Raw genomic sequence first — 19977 nt, forward strand, 5'->3', positions numbered from 1 at the left:
CTGTCTGAGCGCCGGCAATGAGTGCGACGCAGCCGGACGGATCCTGCGCGGGACTCGTCAGGCGGCAGAATAGACGGGCTGCGCGGTCCCGGTCATCAGGGCCATCAGGCGTGCCAGATCGGCGCCGGTATCGAAGCTTCGAGTCAGCGCCAGGATCTCGTCCTGCGCCGCGTTGTCGAGTACGCCCTCGGCGCACATCCGGAACTTGCCGTCGAGATCGGCGTCGCTGATCGGATTCAGCGGGCCGCCGCGATAGCGCTCGTCGGCCCATTGCACGAGGGTGCGCCCGTCCCTTGTCTGGACCTCGATGCGTGAGCGGATGAGGTCGTAGCCTTTGGCGTCGATCTCGGGATCGTTGATCACATCGGTGCGCGCCTGCAGGTCCTGCATCGCCTCTCCGGCCACGAAGGCGTCCTCGAATTCGTGATGGCTGGCGCGCCGGCACAGCACGATCATCGCCAGCAGCGCCGGCATGGAGAATTTGGCCTGCAGATGGTTCCTGGCGATCGGATAGCGGATCGGTTCGATGATGTTCTTGCCGGCGAAGAAGCGCACGCGCTCCACCTGCTCCGGTTTCAGGTCGTGATCGAGGACGAGCTTCAGCATCGCATCCATGGATTGATGCGTCAGGATGCCGGACGGGTAGGGCTTGATCGAGATTCCCGGGTTCTCGATCGTGAGCCGCCGACCGAAGCCTTCCTTGACCTTCTGCGCATCGAAGCCTTCCCCCATCACCGAGAAAAAGCCCCAGGGCCCGTCCAGCGCCGTGGGGTCGGCGTCGAAGCCGCGCGCAGCGAGAAGTGCGGCGGTGACGCCGTTCTCGCAGGCTCGCCCGACATGCAGCGGCTTGGTCATCGTGCCGAAATTGCAGCGGATGCCGGCGGCGAAGCTCGCCGCCATTCCGAGCGCATGGGCGAGCCGGTCTCCCGACAGGCCCAGAAGGTGGGCGGCGGCGACACAGGCACCGAACGTCCCGACCGTGCCGCTGGTATGATGGCCGCGCCTGTAGTGCCGTGGCGTCATCCATTCCGAGATCTTGCACTCGACCTCGAAGCCGAGCTGGAAGGCCAGCATCACCGCCTTGCCGTCGCGGATGCCGAGCCGCTCCGCCATGACCAGGGCCGCCGTCAACGGCGGAATGGTCGGATGCGTGAGCAGCCCGTAGATATGGGCCGGATCGTGCGAGACCTGCGTGTCGTCCCAGTCATGCGCATGGCCGGCGGTGCCCCAGACACGGGCAGCGAGGGCTGCCGGCACGCGGCGAGCGCCGGTCGCTGGCAGTGGCGCATCGGCCCGCCCGCCCTGTTCGAGGGCGTCAGCGATGAGGATTTCGACCGAATGCTCGCGACTGCCCGCGAGATAGAGGCCGAGCGCATCGACGATGCAGCGTCGTCCTATCCGTAAAGCCTCAGGCGAGAGGTCGGCATAGCTGGTGGTTTCGATGAAGTGGAGAGCTTGGCGGGTGATGTCGCTGGCGGCTGCGCTCACGGGAGGTCCCTCTCAAGTCAGATGGTTCGCCATCAGGCGTGTCTTGGCCGTAGCCACATGGTTGAAATGAGCGGCATAGGCGCGAGCGGGGTCGCGCGCGGCGATGGCTTCCACCATCTCGCGATGCTCTTCGTTGGAGGCGTGCACGGAATCCGCCAGCATCAGGTTGCGGGTGCGGTAGAGCCGCAATTGCTTGACGAGCGCGAGGTAATGCGTGGCAAGCGTGGCGTTGCCGGCGCGGGTGACGATCGCTTCGTGCAAGGCGAAATTCTCAGTGATGTAGCTCTCGAAATCATCGCGTGCGACGGCCTCGTCCATGGCTGCGACATGGCCTCGCAGGCGCTCGACATCCGCTGCGCTGGCCCGGATGGCGAGACATTGCCCGGCGAGGGCGAAAAGCGCGGCGCGCACATCGTAGATCTCGGCGGCTTGCGCGGCCGTGAGCCGTCGCACGAAGACGCCGCGGTTGGGAATGGTGTCGATCAAGCCGGTGCGGTCGAGCGAGCGCAGGGCCTCGCGAATGGGGCCGCGGCTGATGCCGAAACGCAGCGCCAGCGCCTGCTCGTTGATCTTGTCGCCGGGTGCGTATTCGCCGCCCAGGATCACGCGCTCGATCTCCTGCTCGATCAGCATGGGCAGGGAGCGATCCCTCAGCAGCTCGATGGCTTGGGCGAGCATTGGCTTTCCTTCCTTGGGAATCGTCGGTAAAATGTCGTCTGAAGAATGTCAACAATCTGCAAAATGAAATGCTTATTGTTGACAATCGGCTTTGAGATTCCTACCCTTCGGCCGCTAGCTCACACAGAGGCAGACGTGGCCCGGCTTGATGTCGGGCGACGAGCAACGCCCGGGCTGGTGTCGTAACGAGACGGCGTCTGGGAGGATGCATTGGCGTTTCTGGAGCTGGCCGACCTCACCATGCGCTATGGCGCGCTGACCGTGGTTGATCGCGTCGACCTCAAAGTCGAGAAGGGCGATCTCGTCTGCCTGCTCGGGCCATCGGGCTGCGGCAAGACGACGACGCTGCGACTGATCGCCGGTTTCATCACACCCAAGGGCGGTGAGATTCACGTCGGCGGACGCACGATCTCGTCCGCTGGGTGGAGCGAGCCTCCGGAGCGGCGGGGCATGTCGATGATCTTCCAGAGCTATGCACTCTGGCCGCACATGACTGTTCGCGAGAATATCGGCTATGGCCTGATGCTCAGGAAGATGTCGGCCGCCGAGATCGCGCGGCTCGTCGACAAGATTCTCGATGTCACGCGATTGAAGGCGCTTGCCGAGCGCTATCCCGGAGAGCTTTCGGGCGGGCAGCAGCAACGCGTCTCACTGGCCCGTGCGCTTGTCGTCGAGCCCGAGATTCTGCTGCTGGACGAGCCGCTTTCCAATCTCGACGCCAATCTGCGCGAGGAGATGCGCTTCGAGATCCGCCGCCTGCACGATGCCTTCCGTTACACCACGGTCTATGTGACGCATGATCAGGCCGAGGCCATGACCACGGCCGATCTGATCGTCGTGATGAATCAGGGGCGCATCGAGCAGGCCGGGAGTCCCGAGGAGATCTACGAGCGGCCGCAGTCGGAATTTGTTGCGCGCTTCCTTGGCGGCACCAATATCTTGAAGGGCCGCTGGCTCGATGCCGACACGGTGGAATGCGGTCCGCTGAAACTGCGTTGCGGCGCCGGCGATTTCTCCGCCGGTGGGGACGGCGTCGTCTCGGTGCGCCACCACGACATCGTGCTGGACTCCAAGCCCCAGGGCGACGGCCCTAACCGGACGCAGGGCACGGTCCTGCGTCAGGTCTATCTCGGCTCGCATCGCGACTACCTGATCGAGCTTCCCGGCGGCGCGCAGATTCGCACGGTGGCCGAGCCTCATCTGTCCATCGATCGCGGACAGCCCGTCTGGCTGCACTTTCCGCAGGAGTATTGCCGCGCCCTGGCTCGCTGAACGAGGGGCCAAAGGCCGTTTTAGCCAACGATAACAATCGGGAGGAACAAGAATGAAACGTTCAACGTTCGACAGACGCTCCGTGATGGCCGGTCTTCTTCTCTCCACGGCTCTTAGCGGCCTGCCCGCCCTTGCGCAGGCCCCCGCACCCTACGACGTCACGCCGGGGCTCATCGAGGCGGCGAAGAAGGAGGGCATCGTCACCTTCTATACCGCCACCGATGTCGTGGTTGCCGAGCGGGTCGGCAGCGCCTTCGAGGCGAAATATCCCGGCATCAAGGTCAAGGTCGAGCGCTCGGGCGCGGAACGCGTGTTCCAGCGCCTGAGCCAGGAATATGGCAGCTCGATCTACAACGCCGATGTGGTGGAAACCTCGGATGCGGTGCACTTCGTGCTGTTCAAGCGCAATGGCTGGCTGACTCAGGCCGTGCCGGCCGAGGTCGCCAAGGACTGGCCGAAGGAGGCCAAGGATCCGGACGGCTACTACGCCGCCTATCGCGCGCATCTCTCGGTCATCGGCTACAACACCAAACAGGTGAAGGCCGAGGAGGCGCCCAAGAGCCACGCCGACCTGCTCAACCCGAAATGGCGCGGCCGCATCGTAAAAGCCCATCCCGGCTATTCCGGCACGGTGATGACCGGGACCGACGTGCTGAGCCAGGCGCTCGGCTGGGATTTCTTCGAGAAGCTCGGCAAGCAGCGCATCATGCAGGTGCAGTCATCGACCGAGCCGCCGAAGAAACTGGCCCAGGGCGAGCGCTCCATCGAGGCTGACGGCAACGAATACAACATGTTCATGCTGAAGGAGAGCGGCGTTCCCGTCGAGATCGTCTATGCGACGGAGGGCACGCCGATCGCCATCGGCCATAGCGGCCTGCTCAAGAACGCGCCGCATCCCAATGCCGCGAAGCTGTTCTACTCCTTCCTGTTCGATCAGGAGACGCAGCAGCTCAACAGCGATTTCGGCGGGCTGCGCTCCTTCCACCCGCGCGTCAAGGAGAAGGAGACGCGCACGCCGCTCTCCAAGATCAAGCTGCTCTATTCCGACCCGATCAAGCTCGAGCCTAATATCGAGATGATCAAGAAGAAATACGAAGAGTATTTCGGCACCTGATCCGGTCGCGGCCGTCCTCCCGCGGCGCGGGCGTTCCGCGCCGTCCTTTCGCCTTTTGACGACATCAGCGCTCGGCGGCTTCGCGTCGCGTGCTGGCTGCGCACGGAGATCCGCATGACTGCGATAACCGGGATCGAGGCCGGGATTCCCACGCGCCGCATCACCTTCGACTGGTCGCGGCCGATCTTCGTACTGCTCACGGTGATCCTGGCGGTGCTGGTGGTGCTGCCGCTCGGCTGGCTCGGCTATTATGCGGTGACGGACCAGACGGGCAGCCTGAGCCTCGCCAATTTCAGGGCGCTGGTCACCGATGCGACGCTGCGCCGGCCCTTCATCGTCGCCATCACCATGTCGCTGAGCGTCGGGGCGATGTCCTGCGTCATCGCGGTCCCGCTTGCCTGGATCGTGGCGCGCACCGACATGCCGGGCCGCAGCATGGTACGCGGGCTCGTCATGGCCTCCTTCGTGACGCCGCCCTTCCTCGGCGCCATCGCCTGGGAGATTCTCGCCGCGCCCAATAGCGGCATCATCAATGCCGTCTATCGCGGGCTGTTCGGCCTGGACCCTTACGAATACCTCGTCGACATCTACACGCTCTCGGGGCTGGTCTTCGCCATCTCCTGCTACACGTTTCCTTATGTCTTCACATTGGTGACGAACGCGCTCGAACGTGTGCCGACCGAGCTGGAGGAGGCCTCCGCCATCCTCGGCGGCGGCCTTTGGCCGACCTTGCGCAAGGTGACGATCCCGCTCGTGCTGCCCGCCATGCTCGCCGGCTCGCTCATCGCGATCTTGCAGGCGCTGACGATGTTCGGCTCGCCGGCCATCCTGGCCCTGCCGGCGAACTTCCATGTCATCACCACCAAGATCTGGAGCCTGTTCCAGTATCCGCCCAAGCCTGGGCTTGCAGCTGCTGCCGCGCTGCCGCTGCTTCTCGTCACCATCCTGTTGCTGTGGACGCAGCGGCGTATCCTGGGCCGGCGCGGCTACACCACGCTCGGCGGCAAGAGCGGGAGCGTACGCATCACCGTGCTCGGGCGCTGGAAATGGCTGGCGCTCGGCTTCACCTTCCTCATCCTCTCGCTGACAGTGCTGATGCCCTATGCGGCGCTTGTGAAGACAGCGCTCACCCGCACCGTGGCCGAACCGCTGACTTTCGAGAGCTTCACGCTCCATCATATCTGGTTCGTGTTCTTCGAGTTCTCCGCGACCCAGCTCGCGCTGCGCAACACCTTCCTGCTCGGCTTCCTCACGGCGACCATCGGCACGGCGATCGCGCTCGTCGTGGCCTATCTCGTCACGCGCGGCACCTCGCGGGCGGCGCCCTATCTCGGCTATCTCGCGACCGCGCCGATCGCGATTCCCGGCATCGTGCTCGGTGTCGGCCTCTTCCTCAGCTATTCCAGCCCGATCCTGCCGCTTTACGGCACGCTCTGGATCCTGCTGATCGCCTTCCTGACCATCGAGATGCCGGCGGGCTATCAGCAGCTCTCCTCGGCCTTCAAAAGCGTGCATGTCGAACTGGAGGAGGCGGGGCGCATTCTGGGTGCGACGCGGATGACGACGCTGCGCACCATCACCGCACCACTGCTGCGCTCCAATGTCGTGGCGGCCTGGTGCTTCGTCTTCATCGGCACGATCCGCGAACTCTCCGCCACGATCCTGCTGACGACGGCGGACACCAAGCTCGTCTCGGTCATCATCTACGACCTGAACGAATCCGGTGATCTCGGCGCGATCTCCGTGCTCGGGATCATGCTGCTGATGGTCTCGTTCGCCGTCGTGTTCCTCGCCAATCGCCTGCCGCTTCTCGGGGGCGTGAGAGTCGGGCCGGTCCGTGGCTGATCAGGCGTCAGGATAATGACCGAGTGGGCCAAACAGCGCGCTACGGCTGATCAGGACATGCTCTTCCAGTGCAGCTTCGGCCCCTGCGGGATCACGTGCAGCGATGCGTTCGAGGATGGCGCGGTGCTCGTCATTGGAGGTCGCCATCCGGCCCGGCATGTCGAGAGTGCGGCGGCGCAGCAGGTGCATCTCGCGGTGGATCGCGGCGCATTCGGCTGCCAGGCGCGCATTGCCGCCGAATTCGACGATGGCCTCGTGAAAGCGCAAATTGCCGGGATAGAAGCTGTTCAGGTCGCCTGCCGCCATGGCGGCGTCCATCTCCTCGACATAGCCGGTGAGGATGGCGATCTGCTCGTCGGTGACGATCGGCGCCAGCAACCGGCCAGCCAGGCCATAGAGCGCCGCCCGGATCTCGTAGAGCTCGGCCGCTTCGCGCCCGTCGAGCGCGCGGATGAACACGCCGCGGTTGACGACGACATTCACCAGCCCGCTCTGCTCCAGCCCGCGGCAAGCCTCGCGGATCGGCCCCCGGCTGACCCCCAGCTTGGCGGCGAGCGCATTCTCGTTGAGCCGCTCGCCGGCACTCAGCTCGCCCCGCTCGATCATCTGCTCCAGCTCGCGGCGGATGATCGAGGTCAGCGACTGGTTGCGGCGAAGCTGCAGGGCGGAATCGATATCGAGACTCATGCCATGGGGTTCCTGCAATGGGTTCCGTGCGGTTGCCTCAATCTATCAGCCGCAAGTGGCGGATGCCATCGAATCTTAAACTGTTGACAATCGGCAAAAGACAATTAGACGCTGATGACCGATCCTGGAGGACGCCATGAAGACGCCCGATAATCTTTCGCCTTCGGATAACGGCCTGACGCGCTATGTCGCGAGCTTCATCTGCGAGGCTTCGCCGGCGGATCTGCCCGGCGATGTCGTCGCACTCGGCAAGAAATCGATCCTCGACGGGCTCGGGCTGGCGCTGTCGGGTTCGGTCGCCCATAGCGGCGACTATGTCCGCCGGCATCTGATGGATCTGAATCTCGGGGAGGGGCCGGCCACCGTGATCGGCTCGAAATTGAAGGTCGCGCCGCGTTTCGCTGCCTTCGCCAATGGCGTCGGCATTCATGCGGACGATTATGACGACACCCAGCTCGCGGTGGCCAAGGACCGGGTTTACGGCCTGCTCACCCATCCGACCGCGCCCGCGCTGCCGGCGGCGCTTGCGATGGGCGAGGCGAAGGGCGCCAGCGGGCGCGAGGTGATGCTTGCCTATCATCTGGGCGTCGAGGTGGAGTGCAAGATCGCCGAGGCGATCAACCCGCGCCATTACCAGACCGGCTTTCACGCCACGGCCACTTGCGGCACCTTCGCGGCGGCGGCCGCCAGCGCCAAGCTGATGGGGCTCAACCTCGACCAGACCCTGCGCGCGCTCTCCATCGCCGGCAGCCAGTCGGCTGGCCTGCGCGAGAATTTCGGCACGATGACAAAACCCTTCCATGCCGGGCGCTCGTCGGAGAGCGGCGTCGCGGCGGCGCAGTTCGCCGAATATGGCTGGAGCGCCACGGACAAGATCCTGGAGGCGCCGCGCGGCTTCTTCCGCGCCGCCGGCGGCGGCTATGACGAGGCTGCGATCCTGAACCAGCTCGGCGCGCCCTGGACCTTTGCGACGCCGGGTATCTCGATCAAGCCGCATCCGTCGGGCTCGCTCACCCATCCCGGCATGACCGAGATGCTGCGCCTCATCCGCGAGAACAAGATCACGGCCGGCGAGGTCAAGCGGGTTCGCATCGGCACCAACCACAACATGCCCAATGCCCTGATCCACCACCGCCCGAGCAACGAGCTCCAGGCCAAGTTCTCGATGGAGTTCTGCATGGCGGCCCTCCTGATCGAGGGCAAAGCCGGCCTTGCCGAGTTCACCGACGAGGTCGTGAACCGCCCCGACATCAAGGCGATGATCGAGCGGGTCGACTTCGTCGTCGACGAGGAGGCGGAGGCCGCCGGCTACGACAAGATGACGACCCTCATCGCCATCACGCTGAGGGACGGCCGGACGATCTCGGGCCGGGCCGATTTCGGCAAGGGCAGCCCGACCAACCCGATGAGCTATGAGGAGGTCTCCGACAAGTTCCGCGAGACAGCCGGCTTCGCCAGGCTTGCGCCGGAGCGGATCGAAGAGGTGATCGCCCTGGTGCGCGATCTGGAGACGCTGCCCTCGATCGAGCGCCTGATGGCGCCCTTGCGGCTGTGACCATGGCTCAGCTCGTCATCGGCGTCCTCGACGGGGACGATATCGGCCACGAGATCGTGCCGGCGGCGGTAGCGGTGGTGAAAGCTGCCGCTGCCCGGCATGGGCTGGAGATCGACTGGCGGCCGATGCCCATCGGCCGTGCCGCGCTCGACAGCCACGGCACGACGATGCCCGAGGGCACATTGGAGACGCTTGCGACCTTCGATGGCTTCATTCTCGGCCCGATCGGCCATCAAGCCTATCCGAAGGGGCCGGGCGCGATCAATCCACATCCGATCCTGCGCAAGCATTTCGACCTGTTCGCCAATGTACGCCCGACGCGCTCCTATCCCGGCATCGGCTGCATCTATGACGATATCGACCTCGTCATCGTGCGCGAGAACAACGAAGGCTTCCAGCCGGACCGCAACGTGGTGATGGGCTCCGGCGAGTTCAGGCCCAATGACGACCTGACCATCTCGGTGCGCGTCATCTCGCGCAAGGGCAGTCGCAAGGTCGCACGCGCCGCCCTCGATATTGCCCGCTCGCGCAAGAAGCGCCTGACGCTCGTGCACAAGAACACCGTGTTCAAGCTCGGCTGCGGCATGTTCGTGGAAAGCTGCTACGAGGTCGCGCGCGACTATCCCGACGTCACGGTCGACGAGGTGATCGTCGATACTTTCGCCATGCGCCTGATCCGTGATCCGCAGAGTTTCGACACGGTGGTGACGACGAATATGTTCGGCGACATCCTGACCGACGAGGCTGCGGGGCTCGTCGGCGGGCTCGGCATGGCGCCGGGCCTGTGCATCGGGGAGGGCGGGCTGGCCATGGCGCAGGCGACGCATGGCTCGGCCCCCGATATCGCCGGCAAGGACCTCGCCAATCCCTATGCGATGATCGAATCGGCGCGGATGCTGATCGAGCATCTCGGCCGCGCCAGGATGCTCCCGCAGGCGTTGGACGCAGCGCAAACGATGCAGGGTGCGATCGACAAGGCGCTGGCCTCACCGCAGACGCGCACGCGCGACATCCGTGGCACGGCCGGTACGCAGGCCATGACCGAGGCGATCGTCAGCGTGATCGGCTGAGGTCGACTGCATCCAGCCGGTACTCGCTCCGCTCGGCTTCGTCGAGCTGGCCGAGGAGGCCCATTTCCCAGGCGAGGTAGCGCCGGGCTGCATCGAGATTGCCGTCATGCCGGTCGTGCACGAAGAACAGGAAGTCGATCGCCTCAACGTCGGCAGGGGCGCCCAGTGAGGTCTCCAGGGCAAGTCCGGCATCGCGCCAGGTTTGCGCATCGCCCGCGATCCTGTGCACCGAGACAGCGCCGACCTCGATCAGCTCGATGGCGGCCAGCGCGGTGATATTCGCTTCCCCGGCCAGCAGGACGCGGCGCCCGGCCACCGCCGGCAGCCGAGGCCGGATCGACCATGCGGCGCCGGGCAGATGGGCAGCGCGATAGTCGAACGAGCCGCGCAGATCGAGCAGGAGGTCGCCATCCCGGGCTTGCGAGACGGCTTCGCTTGCCGCGACCTCAGGCAGTGCGGCAAGATGCAGCCGCCGGAAGGGCTCGACGGGCAAGCGCCAATCGGCGGGCCAGGCGTCGATGCCGGCGAGCACATAGGTCTCGTAGCCAAGCTGACGCAGCCAGAAGGCGGCAAGCGCCGCCCGCAAGCCGGTATCGTCGGCAAGGATGACGCGGGCGCGGCGCACGCCGATCCACTGATCCGTGGCTTGGACGAGTTGGCCGCCCGGCGCGGATCGCGCGGCGGCGTGCGGTGCGGCCGAATGCTCGGCGGGATCGCGCACATCGAGGAGATAGGTCGTCCGGTCCGGCTCGCGTGCAAGTCTTTCGGCCTTGGCGCGATCGATCTGCGGGAGGCCGTGTGCCGCCATGAAGGCATCGGCGCGCTGCCGGCTCGCATCGGTCTGCGCTGCTGGCAGCGGCGCGGCGGCCTGACCATGCGCCAGCGCGCGGCCCGACAAGGCCCAGCCCTGGGTGCCGTTCTCCAGGGCGAGCACAGGCAATCCGGGTTGCACGAGTGCGAGGCCTGCCGCCCCGATGATGCTGCGTGTGCGCCCCGCGCAATTGATCACGACCGGGTCGGCTTCCAGGGCGAGCGCCTCCCAGCGATGACCCGCCTCGCCATTGGGCATGGAGCGCGACCCGGGAATGGTCATCTTGGCGAATTCGACGGCGGGGCGGCCGTCGAACAGTTGAAAGGACCGGTGCTCGCTCCGCCACGCCTCGAGAGCATCGGGTCCTATAGCGGGAATGTGCCACTGCGCCTCGACCAGCTCGCCCAGCGTCTTGCTCGGCAGGTTCACGCCCTTGAACAGGGTGTAGCCTGCGGCCGCCCAGGCGGGGGCGCCGCCGTCGATCCAGTCAATCTCCGCATAGCCAAGCGCGGCCAGACGCGCCGCAGCGCGCCGTGCCACGCCGTCGCCCTCGTCGACCAGGATGATCGGCACGTCGCGGCGCGGCACGAGAGCCGTGACCATGACCTCAAGCCGGCTATAGGGGCAGGGGACAGCGAGGAAGGGATGACCCTCGCCGTACTGGCCGTGTTCGCGCAGGTCGAGGCAGGCGATCTCACTGGGCGCATGCAGGCGCCGTTTCGCCTCATGCGGATCGATCGCAGCCATCAGGCGGCTTCGCTGTAGGGCGCGGGTTCCCGGCCGGAGAAGAATTCGTGGAAGGTGGCGTAGACGAGGTCGGGCCGGTGCTCGGCCGGGTAATGCCCGGTCGGGATCGCCCAGCCGCGCAGGTCATGCGCCCATTCGCTCCAGGCCTCGATCGGCCTGAAATGCCGGCCGCAATGGCTGTTCGAACCCCAGAGCACGAGGACCGGGCAGTCGATCTTGCGTTTGCCGTAATCGGCCGTGTCCATGGCGAGGTCGAGCGTCACCGTGGCGCGGTAGTCCTCGCAGACCGCGTGGATCTGCTCCGGCGTCGTGCAGCGCGCATAGTCGGCCAGCGCCTCGGGCGTGAAGATCTCGAGCCCGACGCCCTTCTTGTTGAGCTTGTAGCGGATGTAATAATCGAGATCGGCGCAGATCAATCGCTCGGGGAAGGGCGCCTTCTGCGCCATGAAGAACCAGTGATAGGATTCCAGCCCCCAGCCCAGGCTGACATGAGTCAGGACATGGTGGGTCGGCACGATGTCGAGCGCCGCCAGCGCCGTGACGCGATGCGGCTGGTCGAGCGCCATGCGGAAGGCGACGCGGGCGCCCCGGTCGTGCCCCGCAATCGCGAAGCTGTCGAAGCCGAGCGCGTCCATCACGTCGAAATTGTCCTCGCCCATGGCGCGGAAGCTGTACTCGGAATGGTCCCCGCCGCCCTCAGGCTTGGAGCTGTCGCCATAGCCGCGCAGATCGGTCGCCACCACCGTGAAGCTCTGCGCCAGCGAGGGCGCGATCTTGTGCCAGCTCGCCAGGTTGAGCGGGTTGCCGTGGATGAGCAGCAGCGGCGGCCCACTGCCGGCGACGGCGACCTCGATCTCGGCGCCGCGGGTGCGCAACCTGCGCCGCTCGAACCCTGCCATCAGCACGGGGCCATGCGGCAATAAAGGTGGCCGGCTCGTATCGCCGCCCGATCGTTCCAGCATCATCGGCATTGCTCCTCGCCAGATCCCATGCGATGAATATCATATTGTCGACAATAAGCATCTTGAATCTGGGGAACGTCATGGCCGCCATGCAAGACAAGCCTCGCCTCGGCTTCCTCCTTGGAGACGCGACCGGCATCGGCCCCGAGATCGCGGCCAAGGTGCTGGCCGATGGCGGCTGGCGCGATCATGTGCGGCTGGTTGCGATCGGCGACCGGCGCGTGCTGGAGCAGGGCGCGCGCGATGCCGGGGTTCAATTGCGCTGGAGCAGCGTCACCGAAGGCGGCGAGATCGATTGGAACGCGCCCGAGGTTCCGCTGATCGATCTCGGCAATGCCGATCCCGCCGCGCTTGGACGGGGAGCGATGTCAGCGGAATCCGGTCGCATAACCGGTGAGACGCTGGCCCATGCGATCGGCCTCGCGCAGGCGGGCAAGCTCGACGCCATCACGTTTGCCCCGCTTAACAAGGCGGCGATGTTCGCGGGCGGCTGGCGCTTTCCCGACGAGCACAAGCTGTTCGCGCATCTGCTGAAGCATCAGGGCTATTTTTCGGAGATGAACGTGCTCGACGGCCAATGGATGTCGCGCGTGACCTCCCATGTCTCGTTGCGCGAAGCGCTCGACCTGATCGATGCGCGCGCGATCACGGATGCGGTGGAGCTGGTGGACCGGATGATGAAAAGCGCCGGCATCGCAAAGCCGCGCATCGCCGTTGCCGCGCTCAATCCTCATGCCGGCGAGAACGGCCTGTTCGGCCGCGACGAGATCGAGCTGATCCGCCCGACGGTGGAGCGGATCGCGGCGACGGGCATCGCCTGCACCGGCCCCTATCCCGCAGATACCGTCTATATCCGCGCCTTCGCCGGCGAGTTCGACAGTGTCGTTGCGATGTATCACGACCAGGGGCAGATCGCGACGAAGCTGAAGGGTTTCAACCGCGGCGTCACGGTGACGGCCGGGCTCGACATCATCTTCACGACGCCCGCCCATGGCACGGCCTTCGATATCGTCGGCAAGGGCGTGGCCTCGCCGGGCGCGCTCCAGACCGCCATTGAACTGGCCGGCCGGCTGGCCGCGGCGCAAGCCCGTGGCAGTATAGGAAACCTCGTTCAAAGCCCGAGATAGGCAGCCCGCATCTTGGGATCGGCCAGCAATGACTGGGCCGCGCCTTGATGAACCATTTTGCCGGTCTCCAGCACATAGCCGCGATCGGCGATGGCCAGCGCAGCCGAGGCATTCTGCTCCACGAGGAGGATCGTCATCCCCTGATCCCGCAGCGAGACGACGGCATTCAGGATCTGGTCGACCAGCAGCGGCGCGAGGCCCAGCGATGGCTCATCGAGCAGAAGCAGCTTGGGCGCGGCCATCAGGGCGCGAGCGATCGCGAGCATCTGCTGCTGCCCGCCTGACAGGCTCATCGCCGGTATGGCGCGCTTATCCTTGAGGATCGGGAACATCGCATAGGCTTGCGCCAGCCGCTCCGCGAACCCGGCGTCCTGTCTGCGGAAGGCGCCCAGGCGCAGATTGTCCTCGACGCTGAGCGGGCCGAAGACCTGCCGCCCCTCGGGCGACTGCGCGATACCGAGTCCAACACGGGCGTGGGCGGGCATGCGCTCGATCGGCCGCCCATCGAACAGGATGCGCCCTCCCGTCAGCGGCTGCACGCCGGAAATCGTCCGCAGCAGCGTCGTCTTGCCGGCGCCGTTCGAGCCGACCAGCGCGACGATCTCGCCCTGCGCCACGGTCAGGCTGACCTCGTGCAAAACCGCGATTCGGCCATAGGCCGAGGACAATCCTTCAACCGTGAGCACGATCGGCCTCCCTGCTGCCGTGATCGCCGAGATAGGCCGCGATCACCGCTGGATCGTCGCGGATCATGCGCGGCGTCCCTTCCGCGAGCGGGCGGCCCTGCGCCAGGACCAGGATCCGATCGGAAATCTTCATGACCAGCTTCATGTCGTGCTCGATCAGGACGACGGCCGCGCCCGACCGGGCGATCTCGACGATCAGCGCATCGATCGCCTCGGTTTCGATGGCGTTGCAGCCGGCGGCCGGCTCGTCGAGCAGGAGCACCTTCGGTTCGGCGGCGAGCGCACGCGCGATCTCCAGGCGCTTGAGCGCGCCATAGGGCAGCGAGCCGGCATTCGCGTCGGCGTGGGCGGCAAGGCCGACACGTTCCAGCAAGGCGAAGGCGGCGTCGCGCGTCAGGCGGTTCTGCCTGGCGACATTGGGCAGGCCGAGAAGGTCCGATAGGAACGACGAGCGTTCGGTGAGGTGGCGACCGACCATGACGTTCTCGATCGTCGTCATCCGGAAAAAGATCTGCAGGTTCTGGAAGGTCCGCGCCATGCCACGCCGCACCAGGAGATGCGGGGATAGTCCGATCATCGACTGCCCATCGAGCCGCACATCGCCCCTCTGTGGGCGATAGATTCCCGTGACGAGGTTGAACAAGGTGGTCTTGCCGGCGCCGTTGGGACCGATGATGGAGAACACCTCGCCGGGCGAGACCGAAAAGCCGACGCCATCCACGGCGACGACACCGCCGAAGCTGATGCCGAGATCGGAGACGCTGAGCAGGCTCATGACAGGCGCTCCGCAAGCCAGTCGCGCAGCGACGGCACGATCCCCGTCGGCAGCACGATCATGAAGACCATGATCAGCAGGCCCAGAACGGCCTGCTCGTACTCCTGCAAGGAGGTCAGCGCCTGGGGCAGAACGATCAGGAACGCCGCACCCACGACGGCGCCGAGAACGGAACCGAGACCGCCGATGATCACCATCGCGACGAACTCGACCGAGTGCATGAAGCTGGCCGCATCGGGTGTAATCAGGCCGTTCATGCAGGCAAGCAGCCCACCGGCTATGGCAGCATAGACGGCAGCAGTCACGAAGGCGGCGAGCTTCTTGGCCGCGACATCTACGCCTGCGCCCGCTGCCGCGACCTCGCTGTCGTGCACGGCGCGCAGCGCCCGGCCGGACGGGCTGTCGGCGATGTTGAGCGCAATCCAGGCTCCGACGAGCAGCACGGCAGCGCTGACCCAGTACCACTGCATCGCGCCGGCGATGCGCCAGCCGAACACCGTGAGACGCGCCACCGCCATGCCGTCGGGTCCGCCCGTGACCGCGCTCTCGCTCTGGAAGATCAGCGCCAGGATGAGGCCGAAGCCGAGCGTCGCGATGGCGAGGTAATAGCCTTTCAGCCGCAGGATCGGCCGTCCGACGACATAAGCAATGACGCCCGATAGTGCCGCAGCCAGAACCAGCGACAGCAGCGGCGAGAGGCCGAGATGGGTTGGGCCGATCGCCACGCCATAGGCGCCGATGCCGAGAAAGCCGGCATGACCGAGGCTGACCTGCCCGGCATAGCCCATCAGGATCGTCAGCCCGAGCGCGGCCAGAGCGAAAATCCAGACCAGCGCCGCCACGCGCAGATAAAAGGCCGACGGGGCGATCAGCGGCACCACCGCCATCATCAGCGCCAGGACAGCGAGCGTCGCCCAGCGCGACTGCAATGCGCTCCTGAGCATCAGACGCGCTCCACGCTGCCGCCGCCGAACAGGCCGCGCGGCATGAAGAACAGCACCAGAAGGATGGCGAGGAAGGCGACGCCGTCCTTATAGGTCGAGCTGATATAGCCTGCTCCAAAGGCTTCCATCAGGCCGATCAGGACGCCGCCGACCACGGCGCCGAGCGGATGGCCCATGCCACCCACCATCGCGGCGGCGAAGCCCTTCAGCGCAAACAAGGTGCCGATGTCGTAGCGCGTCAGCGTGATCGGCGTGACGAGGACGCCGGCGATCGCGCCGATGGCGGCGGAGACGCCGAAGGCGAGCGCGAGGATGACCTTGACATTGATCCCGACCAGGCGCGCCGCCAGCCGGTTGGCGGCAGTGGCGAGCACTGCCTTGCCGAGCAGGGTCCGTTCCAGGAAGAGATAGAGGGCGACAAACAGCACGATCGCGCCACCGATGACCCAGAGGCTCTGCGGCAGGATGGTCGCGCCGCCCAAAGCGATCGGGGCCGAGCCGGTGAAGGCGGGCAGCGAGTGGAACTGCTTGTCGAAGACGATCTGGGCGACGCCCTTGATGAAGATCGAGGCGCCGATCGTGACCATGATCAGCGCGACTGGCGAGGCGCCGCGCGCCGGTTCGATCGCCAGGCGATGCAGCAGCAATCCGACGGCGACCGCCGCCAGGATCGCGATGAAGGCGGCGAGCGGCAGGGAGAGGCCAGCCGCGGCCAGAAACACCGTGCCCATGCCGCCGATCATGACGAAGTCGCCCTGGGCGAAATTGATCACGTCGGAGGCGTTGTAGATCAGGGTAAAGCCGAGCGCGACGAGGGCGTAGACCGCGCCGACCGTCAGGCCTGAGAAGAGCAGTTGCAGGAACTCGGCCATGGCGTCTCGCACATGATCTGGAGCGTTTTCAAGCGAAGCGGAATCCGGCTCGCATGAAGAAACGCGTTAAAACAAAGGGCTGGAGCTATTGAGCGATCCAGTTGGATCGGAAATTGCCCTGGCGCCGGGGCTGAGGGCCGGGGTTATGCCCCGGGCCGGGGAAAGGGGTGGCCAGGCCCGGCGCGCCCTAGCGCGCGCCGACCTCGACCCAGCCGCCATTCCTGATTTCCAGCATCCGGAAGGACTCGGTGCCCAGCCCGAGATGGTCGGTCGCCGACATCGTGTAGATTCCGGTGACGCCGACATAGCCCTTGGTGGCTTCGAGCGCGTCGCGGATCTTCTGCGGCTCGGTGCCCTTGGCCTTCTGGATCGCCTCGACCACGAGTTGAATCCCGTCGAAGGCATAGCCGCCGAAGGTGGAGACGGGCTGGCCGACGGCCTTCTCGTAGGATGTCTTATAGGCGATCACCACCGCCTTCTGCTTGTCGGCGTCAGCGAGCTTGTCGGCGACGAGCAGGGCAGGGGCCGGCAGCCTTATGCCTTCAGCGGCGGGGCCGGCGAGATCGATGAAGCTCTTCGAGGCGACGCCATGGCTCTGGTAGAGCGGCAGCCCGATGCTGAGCTGGCCGTAGTTGCGCGTCACGATCGCCGGGCCCTGGCCGAAACCGGGGTTGACCACCGCCTGGAGCCCGGCGGTGTTCTTGATCTTGTTGAGCTGCGGCGTCATGTCGGAATCGGTCGCGCCATAGCTCTCATCGGCCACGATCGTGACACCGTAATCCTTCACGACCCGCAGGCACTGGGCGCGCATCGATTTGCCGAAGCCGTCGGTGCCCGAGATCATGCCGATCTTGGTCAGGTTGCGCGCCTTCATGTCCTCGAAGATCTTTTCGCAGGCGGTCTTGTCGGTATGCGGCGTCTTGAACACGAAGCTGCGCACGGGCTCGATGATCTCGATCGCGCCGGCGACGGAAACGAACGGCACCTTGGCGTCCTCGAAGACCGGGATCATCGCCATGGTCGTACCCGTCGTGGAACCGCCGACCATGGCGACGACCTTGTCGTCCTCGATCAGCCGCGTCGCGAAGGTGCGCGCCTTGTTGGCGTCGCCGCCATCGTCATAGAGCACGAGCTCGATCTGCCGGCCGAGCACGCCGCCCTTCTTGTTCAACTCCTCGACATAGATCTTGAGGGTCTTCGCCTCCGGGTCGCCGAGGAAAGCCGCAGGGCCGCTTGCGGAAAGGACGGCGCCGATCTTGATCGGGTCGGCGGCAAGAGCCGGCAGCGACAGCAAGGTTGTGACAGCAAGGGCTTGCAGCGCGGACGCGCGCAAGGATTGCCGTCCGAAGGCGGATTTCGTCATGGGGCGTTCCTCCAAGAAGGCCTGAGCTGGATCAAGCGCGGCGGTTGGCCCGCCGTTTTATTCCCATCGACATCGTAGCTGATGCCGATACGGTAGCAAGCTAAAATTAACCGGCCGATTGGTCAATCTTAAAAGCACGATTTGAGCGTATCATTGATCGACCAGTCGGACAGTCTTTGATATCCAGAAGCGACGGGACCGATTATTCAAGCTGGAAAGCGCAAGGCGGGACCCGCGGTATCAAGTCCGGCGAACGGGGCTGCGCTGGCAGCGACGACACAGGAACACGACACGCAATGGCTCGCACCCGCGCACAAGACTACGACGCCAAGCGGCAAACGATCCTGCAGCGCGCGGCTGAGCTCTTTGCCCAGTACGGCTATTCGGGAACCTCGATCACGATGATCGCGGAGGCTTGCGGGGCTTCCAAGGCGCTGCTCTACCACTATTACCCCGACAAGGTCGCGGTGCTGTTCGACATCCTGTTCGACCATCTCAACGATCTGGTGGCCGTCGTCGAGGAAGCGGGTCGTTCGGCGAAAGATCCCCAGGAGCGCCTCTACGCCCTGTCTGCCGCCCTGTTGGAAGCTTATCGCGACGCCGACGCCCAGCATCAGGTGCAGATAGCCAATCTCAAATTCCTGAGCGACGACCGGCAGGAGACGTTGCGCGCGCTGGAGCGCCAGCTCGTGGCGATCTTCGCCGAGGCGATCGCCGAGACGGTGCCGGAGGTGGGGCACGGACCCCTGCTCAAGCCGCTGACCATGTCCCTGTTCGGCATGCTGAACTGGCACTATCTCTGGTTCCGCGAGGGCAAGGGCCTGTCGCGCCAGCAATATGCGTTGATGGCCTCGCAGCTCATCACCGCTGGAGCTGCCATCGCTGCAGAGGCTGTGGCGCCTGCCACCGCCCGGCCGCCTCGGCGTCAAGCTGCATCCGCCAAGCGTGGGGCGTGATGCAGCTTATCTGTCCTGCCGCTTGCGGTTGCGGCGCCGGGCGCTACTGATCGCCGATGTCCCGCGCCACACTCGACCCGATCCTCGACCATCTTCGCGGCGAGCCTTCTCGGACCTGGTCGATCATCATCACCATCTATGGCGACGCGATCGTGCCGCGCGGCGGTTGCGTCTGGCTCGGCACCTTGCTCGCCTTCTTCCGGGCGATGGGGCTGTCCGACGGGCTTGTCCGTACGGCCATGTCCCGGCTGGCCTCCGACGGCTGGCTGGAGCGCATCAAGGTCGGCCGCAACAGCTTCTACCGACTGGCCGATAAGGGGCGCGACACCTTCCGGCACGCGTCGGAGCAGATCTACACGCTGCATTCGCCGCCTTGGCCGGGGCGTTTCGACATGGTGCTGTTCGACGGCGGCCCTGATCGCGAAGCCACGAAGGCGGTGATGGAGCGCGCGGGTTTCGGGATCGCCTCGCCCGCTCTCTGGCTTGCGCCAGCCGGCGCCGCGCTGCCGGAACTGGCAAACGGCGCGCTGCGCTTCGAGGCGGGCGGCGACCTCTCGACCAATCGAGCGCTTGCAGCGAGGAGCTGGCCTCTCGATTGCATCGCCGAAGCCTATCGCCGCTTCCAGGCTGCGTTCGAGCCGCTCGCGGCCGGCCTCGAGGGCGGCGTTCGCCTGTCCGATCTCGACGCGCTCGTCGCCCGCATCCTGCTGATTCACGAATATCGCCGCGTCGTGTTGCGCGACCCCGTCCTGCCCGCCGATATCCTGCCGGAGGATTGGCCAGGCGCGTCGGCACGCAGCCTGTGCGCTGCAATCTATCGCCAGGTGCTGCCCGGCTCGGAACGCTGGCTCGACCAGAACGCCAGCAATGAGAGCGGCGAGCCGCTGCCGCGTTCGAGCGAGATCGAGAGCCGGTTCACGAACTGAGGCCCGGGCGTCGGCGCATGCGCGCTCGCTTCGCCGTACCATGATATGTTACAAGAAATCATTGACTTTAATTTTTCTGTTACATATAAATTGGACCAA

18 protein-coding genes are annotated in these 19977 nt (G+C 65.6%); 8 read left to right on the forward strand and 10 right to left on the reverse strand.

Features of this window, described 5'->3' with window-relative positions; genetic code table 11:
• Positions 1–57: 57 nt before the first annotated feature.
• The gene (locus ACSQ3P_RS15550) at positions 58–1488 is read right to left on the reverse strand and encodes an MmgE/PrpD family protein (protein WP_436166453.1); all 1431 of its coding nucleotides are present in this window, start codon (positions 1486–1488) and stop codon (positions 58–60) included.
• A gap of 12 nt (positions 1489–1500) precedes the next feature.
• Positions 1501–2166 (reverse strand): FCD domain-containing protein, encoded by a 666-nt coding sequence (locus ACSQ3P_RS15555; protein ID WP_436166454.1) that lies wholly within the window; start codon positions 2164–2166, stop codon positions 1501–1503.
• Positions 2167–2376: 210 nt separating this feature from the next.
• Between ACSQ3P_RS15555 and ACSQ3P_RS15560 the strand changes: the two genes are divergently transcribed.
• The 3 genes from ACSQ3P_RS15560 to ACSQ3P_RS15570 all read left to right on the forward strand — a co-directional run bounded on the left by ACSQ3P_RS15560 (position 2377) and on the right by ACSQ3P_RS15570 (position 6397).
• Positions 2377–3438 carry an ABC transporter ATP-binding protein gene (locus ACSQ3P_RS15560; protein WP_310147084.1) on the forward strand — a complete coding sequence of 354 codons (1062 nt, stop codon included), beginning with the start codon at positions 2377–2379 and terminating at the stop codon, positions 3436–3438.
• A gap of 52 nt (positions 3439–3490) precedes the next feature.
• On the forward strand, positions 3491–4552 hold the full coding sequence (locus ACSQ3P_RS15565) for an ABC transporter substrate-binding protein (RefSeq protein ID WP_436166455.1): 1062 nt from the start codon (positions 3491–3493) through the stop codon (positions 4550–4552).
• A gap of 114 nt (positions 4553–4666) precedes the next feature.
• Complete coding sequence (locus ACSQ3P_RS15570; RefSeq protein ID WP_436166456.1) at positions 4667–6397, forward strand: ABC transporter permease; 1731 nt, start codon at positions 4667–4669, stop codon at positions 6395–6397.
• Here the strand turns inward: ACSQ3P_RS15570 and ACSQ3P_RS15575 are convergent, their stop codons facing one another.
• Entirely contained in the window at positions 6398–7084 is a 687-nt protein-coding gene (locus tag ACSQ3P_RS15575) for an FCD domain-containing protein (RefSeq protein WP_436166457.1), read from the reverse strand.
• 136 nt (positions 7085–7220) lie between these two features.
• On the opposite strand from ACSQ3P_RS15575, the gene ACSQ3P_RS15580 reads away from it, so the two are divergent.
• Together ACSQ3P_RS15580 and ACSQ3P_RS15585 are read left to right on the forward strand one after the other, a co-directional pair.
• Complete coding sequence (locus ACSQ3P_RS15580; RefSeq protein ID WP_436166458.1) at positions 7221–8639, forward strand: MmgE/PrpD family protein; 1419 nt, start codon at positions 7221–7223, stop codon at positions 8637–8639.
• A gap of 2 nt (positions 8640–8641) precedes the next feature.
• Positions 8642–9709, forward strand: coding sequence for an isocitrate/isopropylmalate dehydrogenase family protein (locus ACSQ3P_RS15585; protein ID WP_436166459.1), 1068 nt, complete (start codon positions 8642–8644; stop codon positions 9707–9709).
• Here ACSQ3P_RS15585 and ACSQ3P_RS15590 read toward each other — a convergent pair.
• Positions 9693–11267 (reverse strand): rhodanese-like domain-containing protein, encoded by a 1575-nt coding sequence (locus ACSQ3P_RS15590; RefSeq protein ID WP_436166460.1) that lies wholly within the window; start codon positions 11265–11267, stop codon positions 9693–9695. The two genes, ACSQ3P_RS15585 and ACSQ3P_RS15590, sit on opposite strands and share 17 nt — an antisense overlap.
• Complete coding sequence (locus tag ACSQ3P_RS15595) at positions 11267–12232, reverse strand: alpha/beta fold hydrolase (protein ID WP_436166461.1); 966 nt, start codon at positions 12230–12232, stop codon at positions 11267–11269. Before ACSQ3P_RS15595 ends, ACSQ3P_RS15590 begins: the two co-directional genes overlap by 1 nt.
• Positions 12233–12309: 77 nt before the next feature.
• Between ACSQ3P_RS15595 and ACSQ3P_RS15600 the strand changes: the two genes are divergently transcribed.
• Complete coding sequence (locus ACSQ3P_RS15600; RefSeq protein WP_436166462.1) at positions 12310–13356, forward strand: PdxA family dehydrogenase; 1047 nt, start codon at positions 12310–12312, stop codon at positions 13354–13356.
• Here the strand turns inward: ACSQ3P_RS15600 and ACSQ3P_RS15605 are convergent.
• From ACSQ3P_RS15605 to ACSQ3P_RS15625, 5 genes are all read right to left on the reverse strand, one after another.
• Complete coding sequence (locus ACSQ3P_RS15605; RefSeq protein WP_436166463.1) at positions 13341–14042, reverse strand: ABC transporter ATP-binding protein; 702 nt, start codon at positions 14040–14042, stop codon at positions 13341–13343. The two genes, ACSQ3P_RS15600 and ACSQ3P_RS15605, sit on opposite strands and share 16 nt — an antisense overlap.
• Complete coding sequence (locus tag ACSQ3P_RS15610; protein WP_436166464.1) at positions 14029–14817, reverse strand: ABC transporter ATP-binding protein; 789 nt, start codon at positions 14815–14817, stop codon at positions 14029–14031. Before ACSQ3P_RS15610 ends, ACSQ3P_RS15605 begins: the two co-directional genes overlap by 14 nt.
• A complete protein-coding gene (locus ACSQ3P_RS15615) occupies positions 14814–15761 on the reverse strand; it encodes a branched-chain amino acid ABC transporter permease (protein WP_436166465.1) in 948 nt (315 codons plus the stop codon). The genes ACSQ3P_RS15610 and ACSQ3P_RS15615 overlap by 4 nt, the downstream gene beginning before the upstream one ends.
• Entirely contained in the window at positions 15761–16633 is an 873-nt protein-coding gene (locus ACSQ3P_RS15620; protein ID WP_436166466.1) for a branched-chain amino acid ABC transporter permease, read from the reverse strand. The genes ACSQ3P_RS15615 and ACSQ3P_RS15620 overlap by 1 nt, the downstream gene beginning before the upstream one ends.
• A 187-nt stretch (positions 16634–16820) precedes the next feature.
• Positions 16821–17996 (reverse strand): ABC transporter substrate-binding protein, encoded by a 1176-nt coding sequence (locus tag ACSQ3P_RS15625; protein ID WP_436166467.1) that lies wholly within the window; start codon positions 17994–17996, stop codon positions 16821–16823.
• Positions 17997–18292: 296 nt separating this feature from the next.
• Between ACSQ3P_RS15625 and ACSQ3P_RS15630 the strand changes: the two genes are divergently transcribed.
• Positions 18293–18952: a TetR/AcrR family transcriptional regulator gene (locus tag ACSQ3P_RS15630; protein ID WP_436166468.1), complete on the forward strand. Its 660-nt coding sequence runs from the start codon at positions 18293–18295 to the stop codon at positions 18950–18952.
• A 56-nt stretch (positions 18953–19008) separates the two neighbouring features.
• Positions 19009–19878: a phenylacetic acid degradation operon negative regulatory protein PaaX gene (gene paaX / locus ACSQ3P_RS15635; protein ID WP_436166469.1), complete on the forward strand. Its 870-nt coding sequence runs from the start codon at positions 19009–19011 to the stop codon at positions 19876–19878.
• Positions 19879–19977 lie beyond the last annotated feature (99 nt).

This window comes from Allobosea sp. LjRoot9, assembly GCF_964252745.1.
In the GTDB taxonomy this organism is placed as follows: domain Bacteria; phylum Pseudomonadota; class Alphaproteobacteria; order Rhizobiales; family Beijerinckiaceae; genus Allobosea.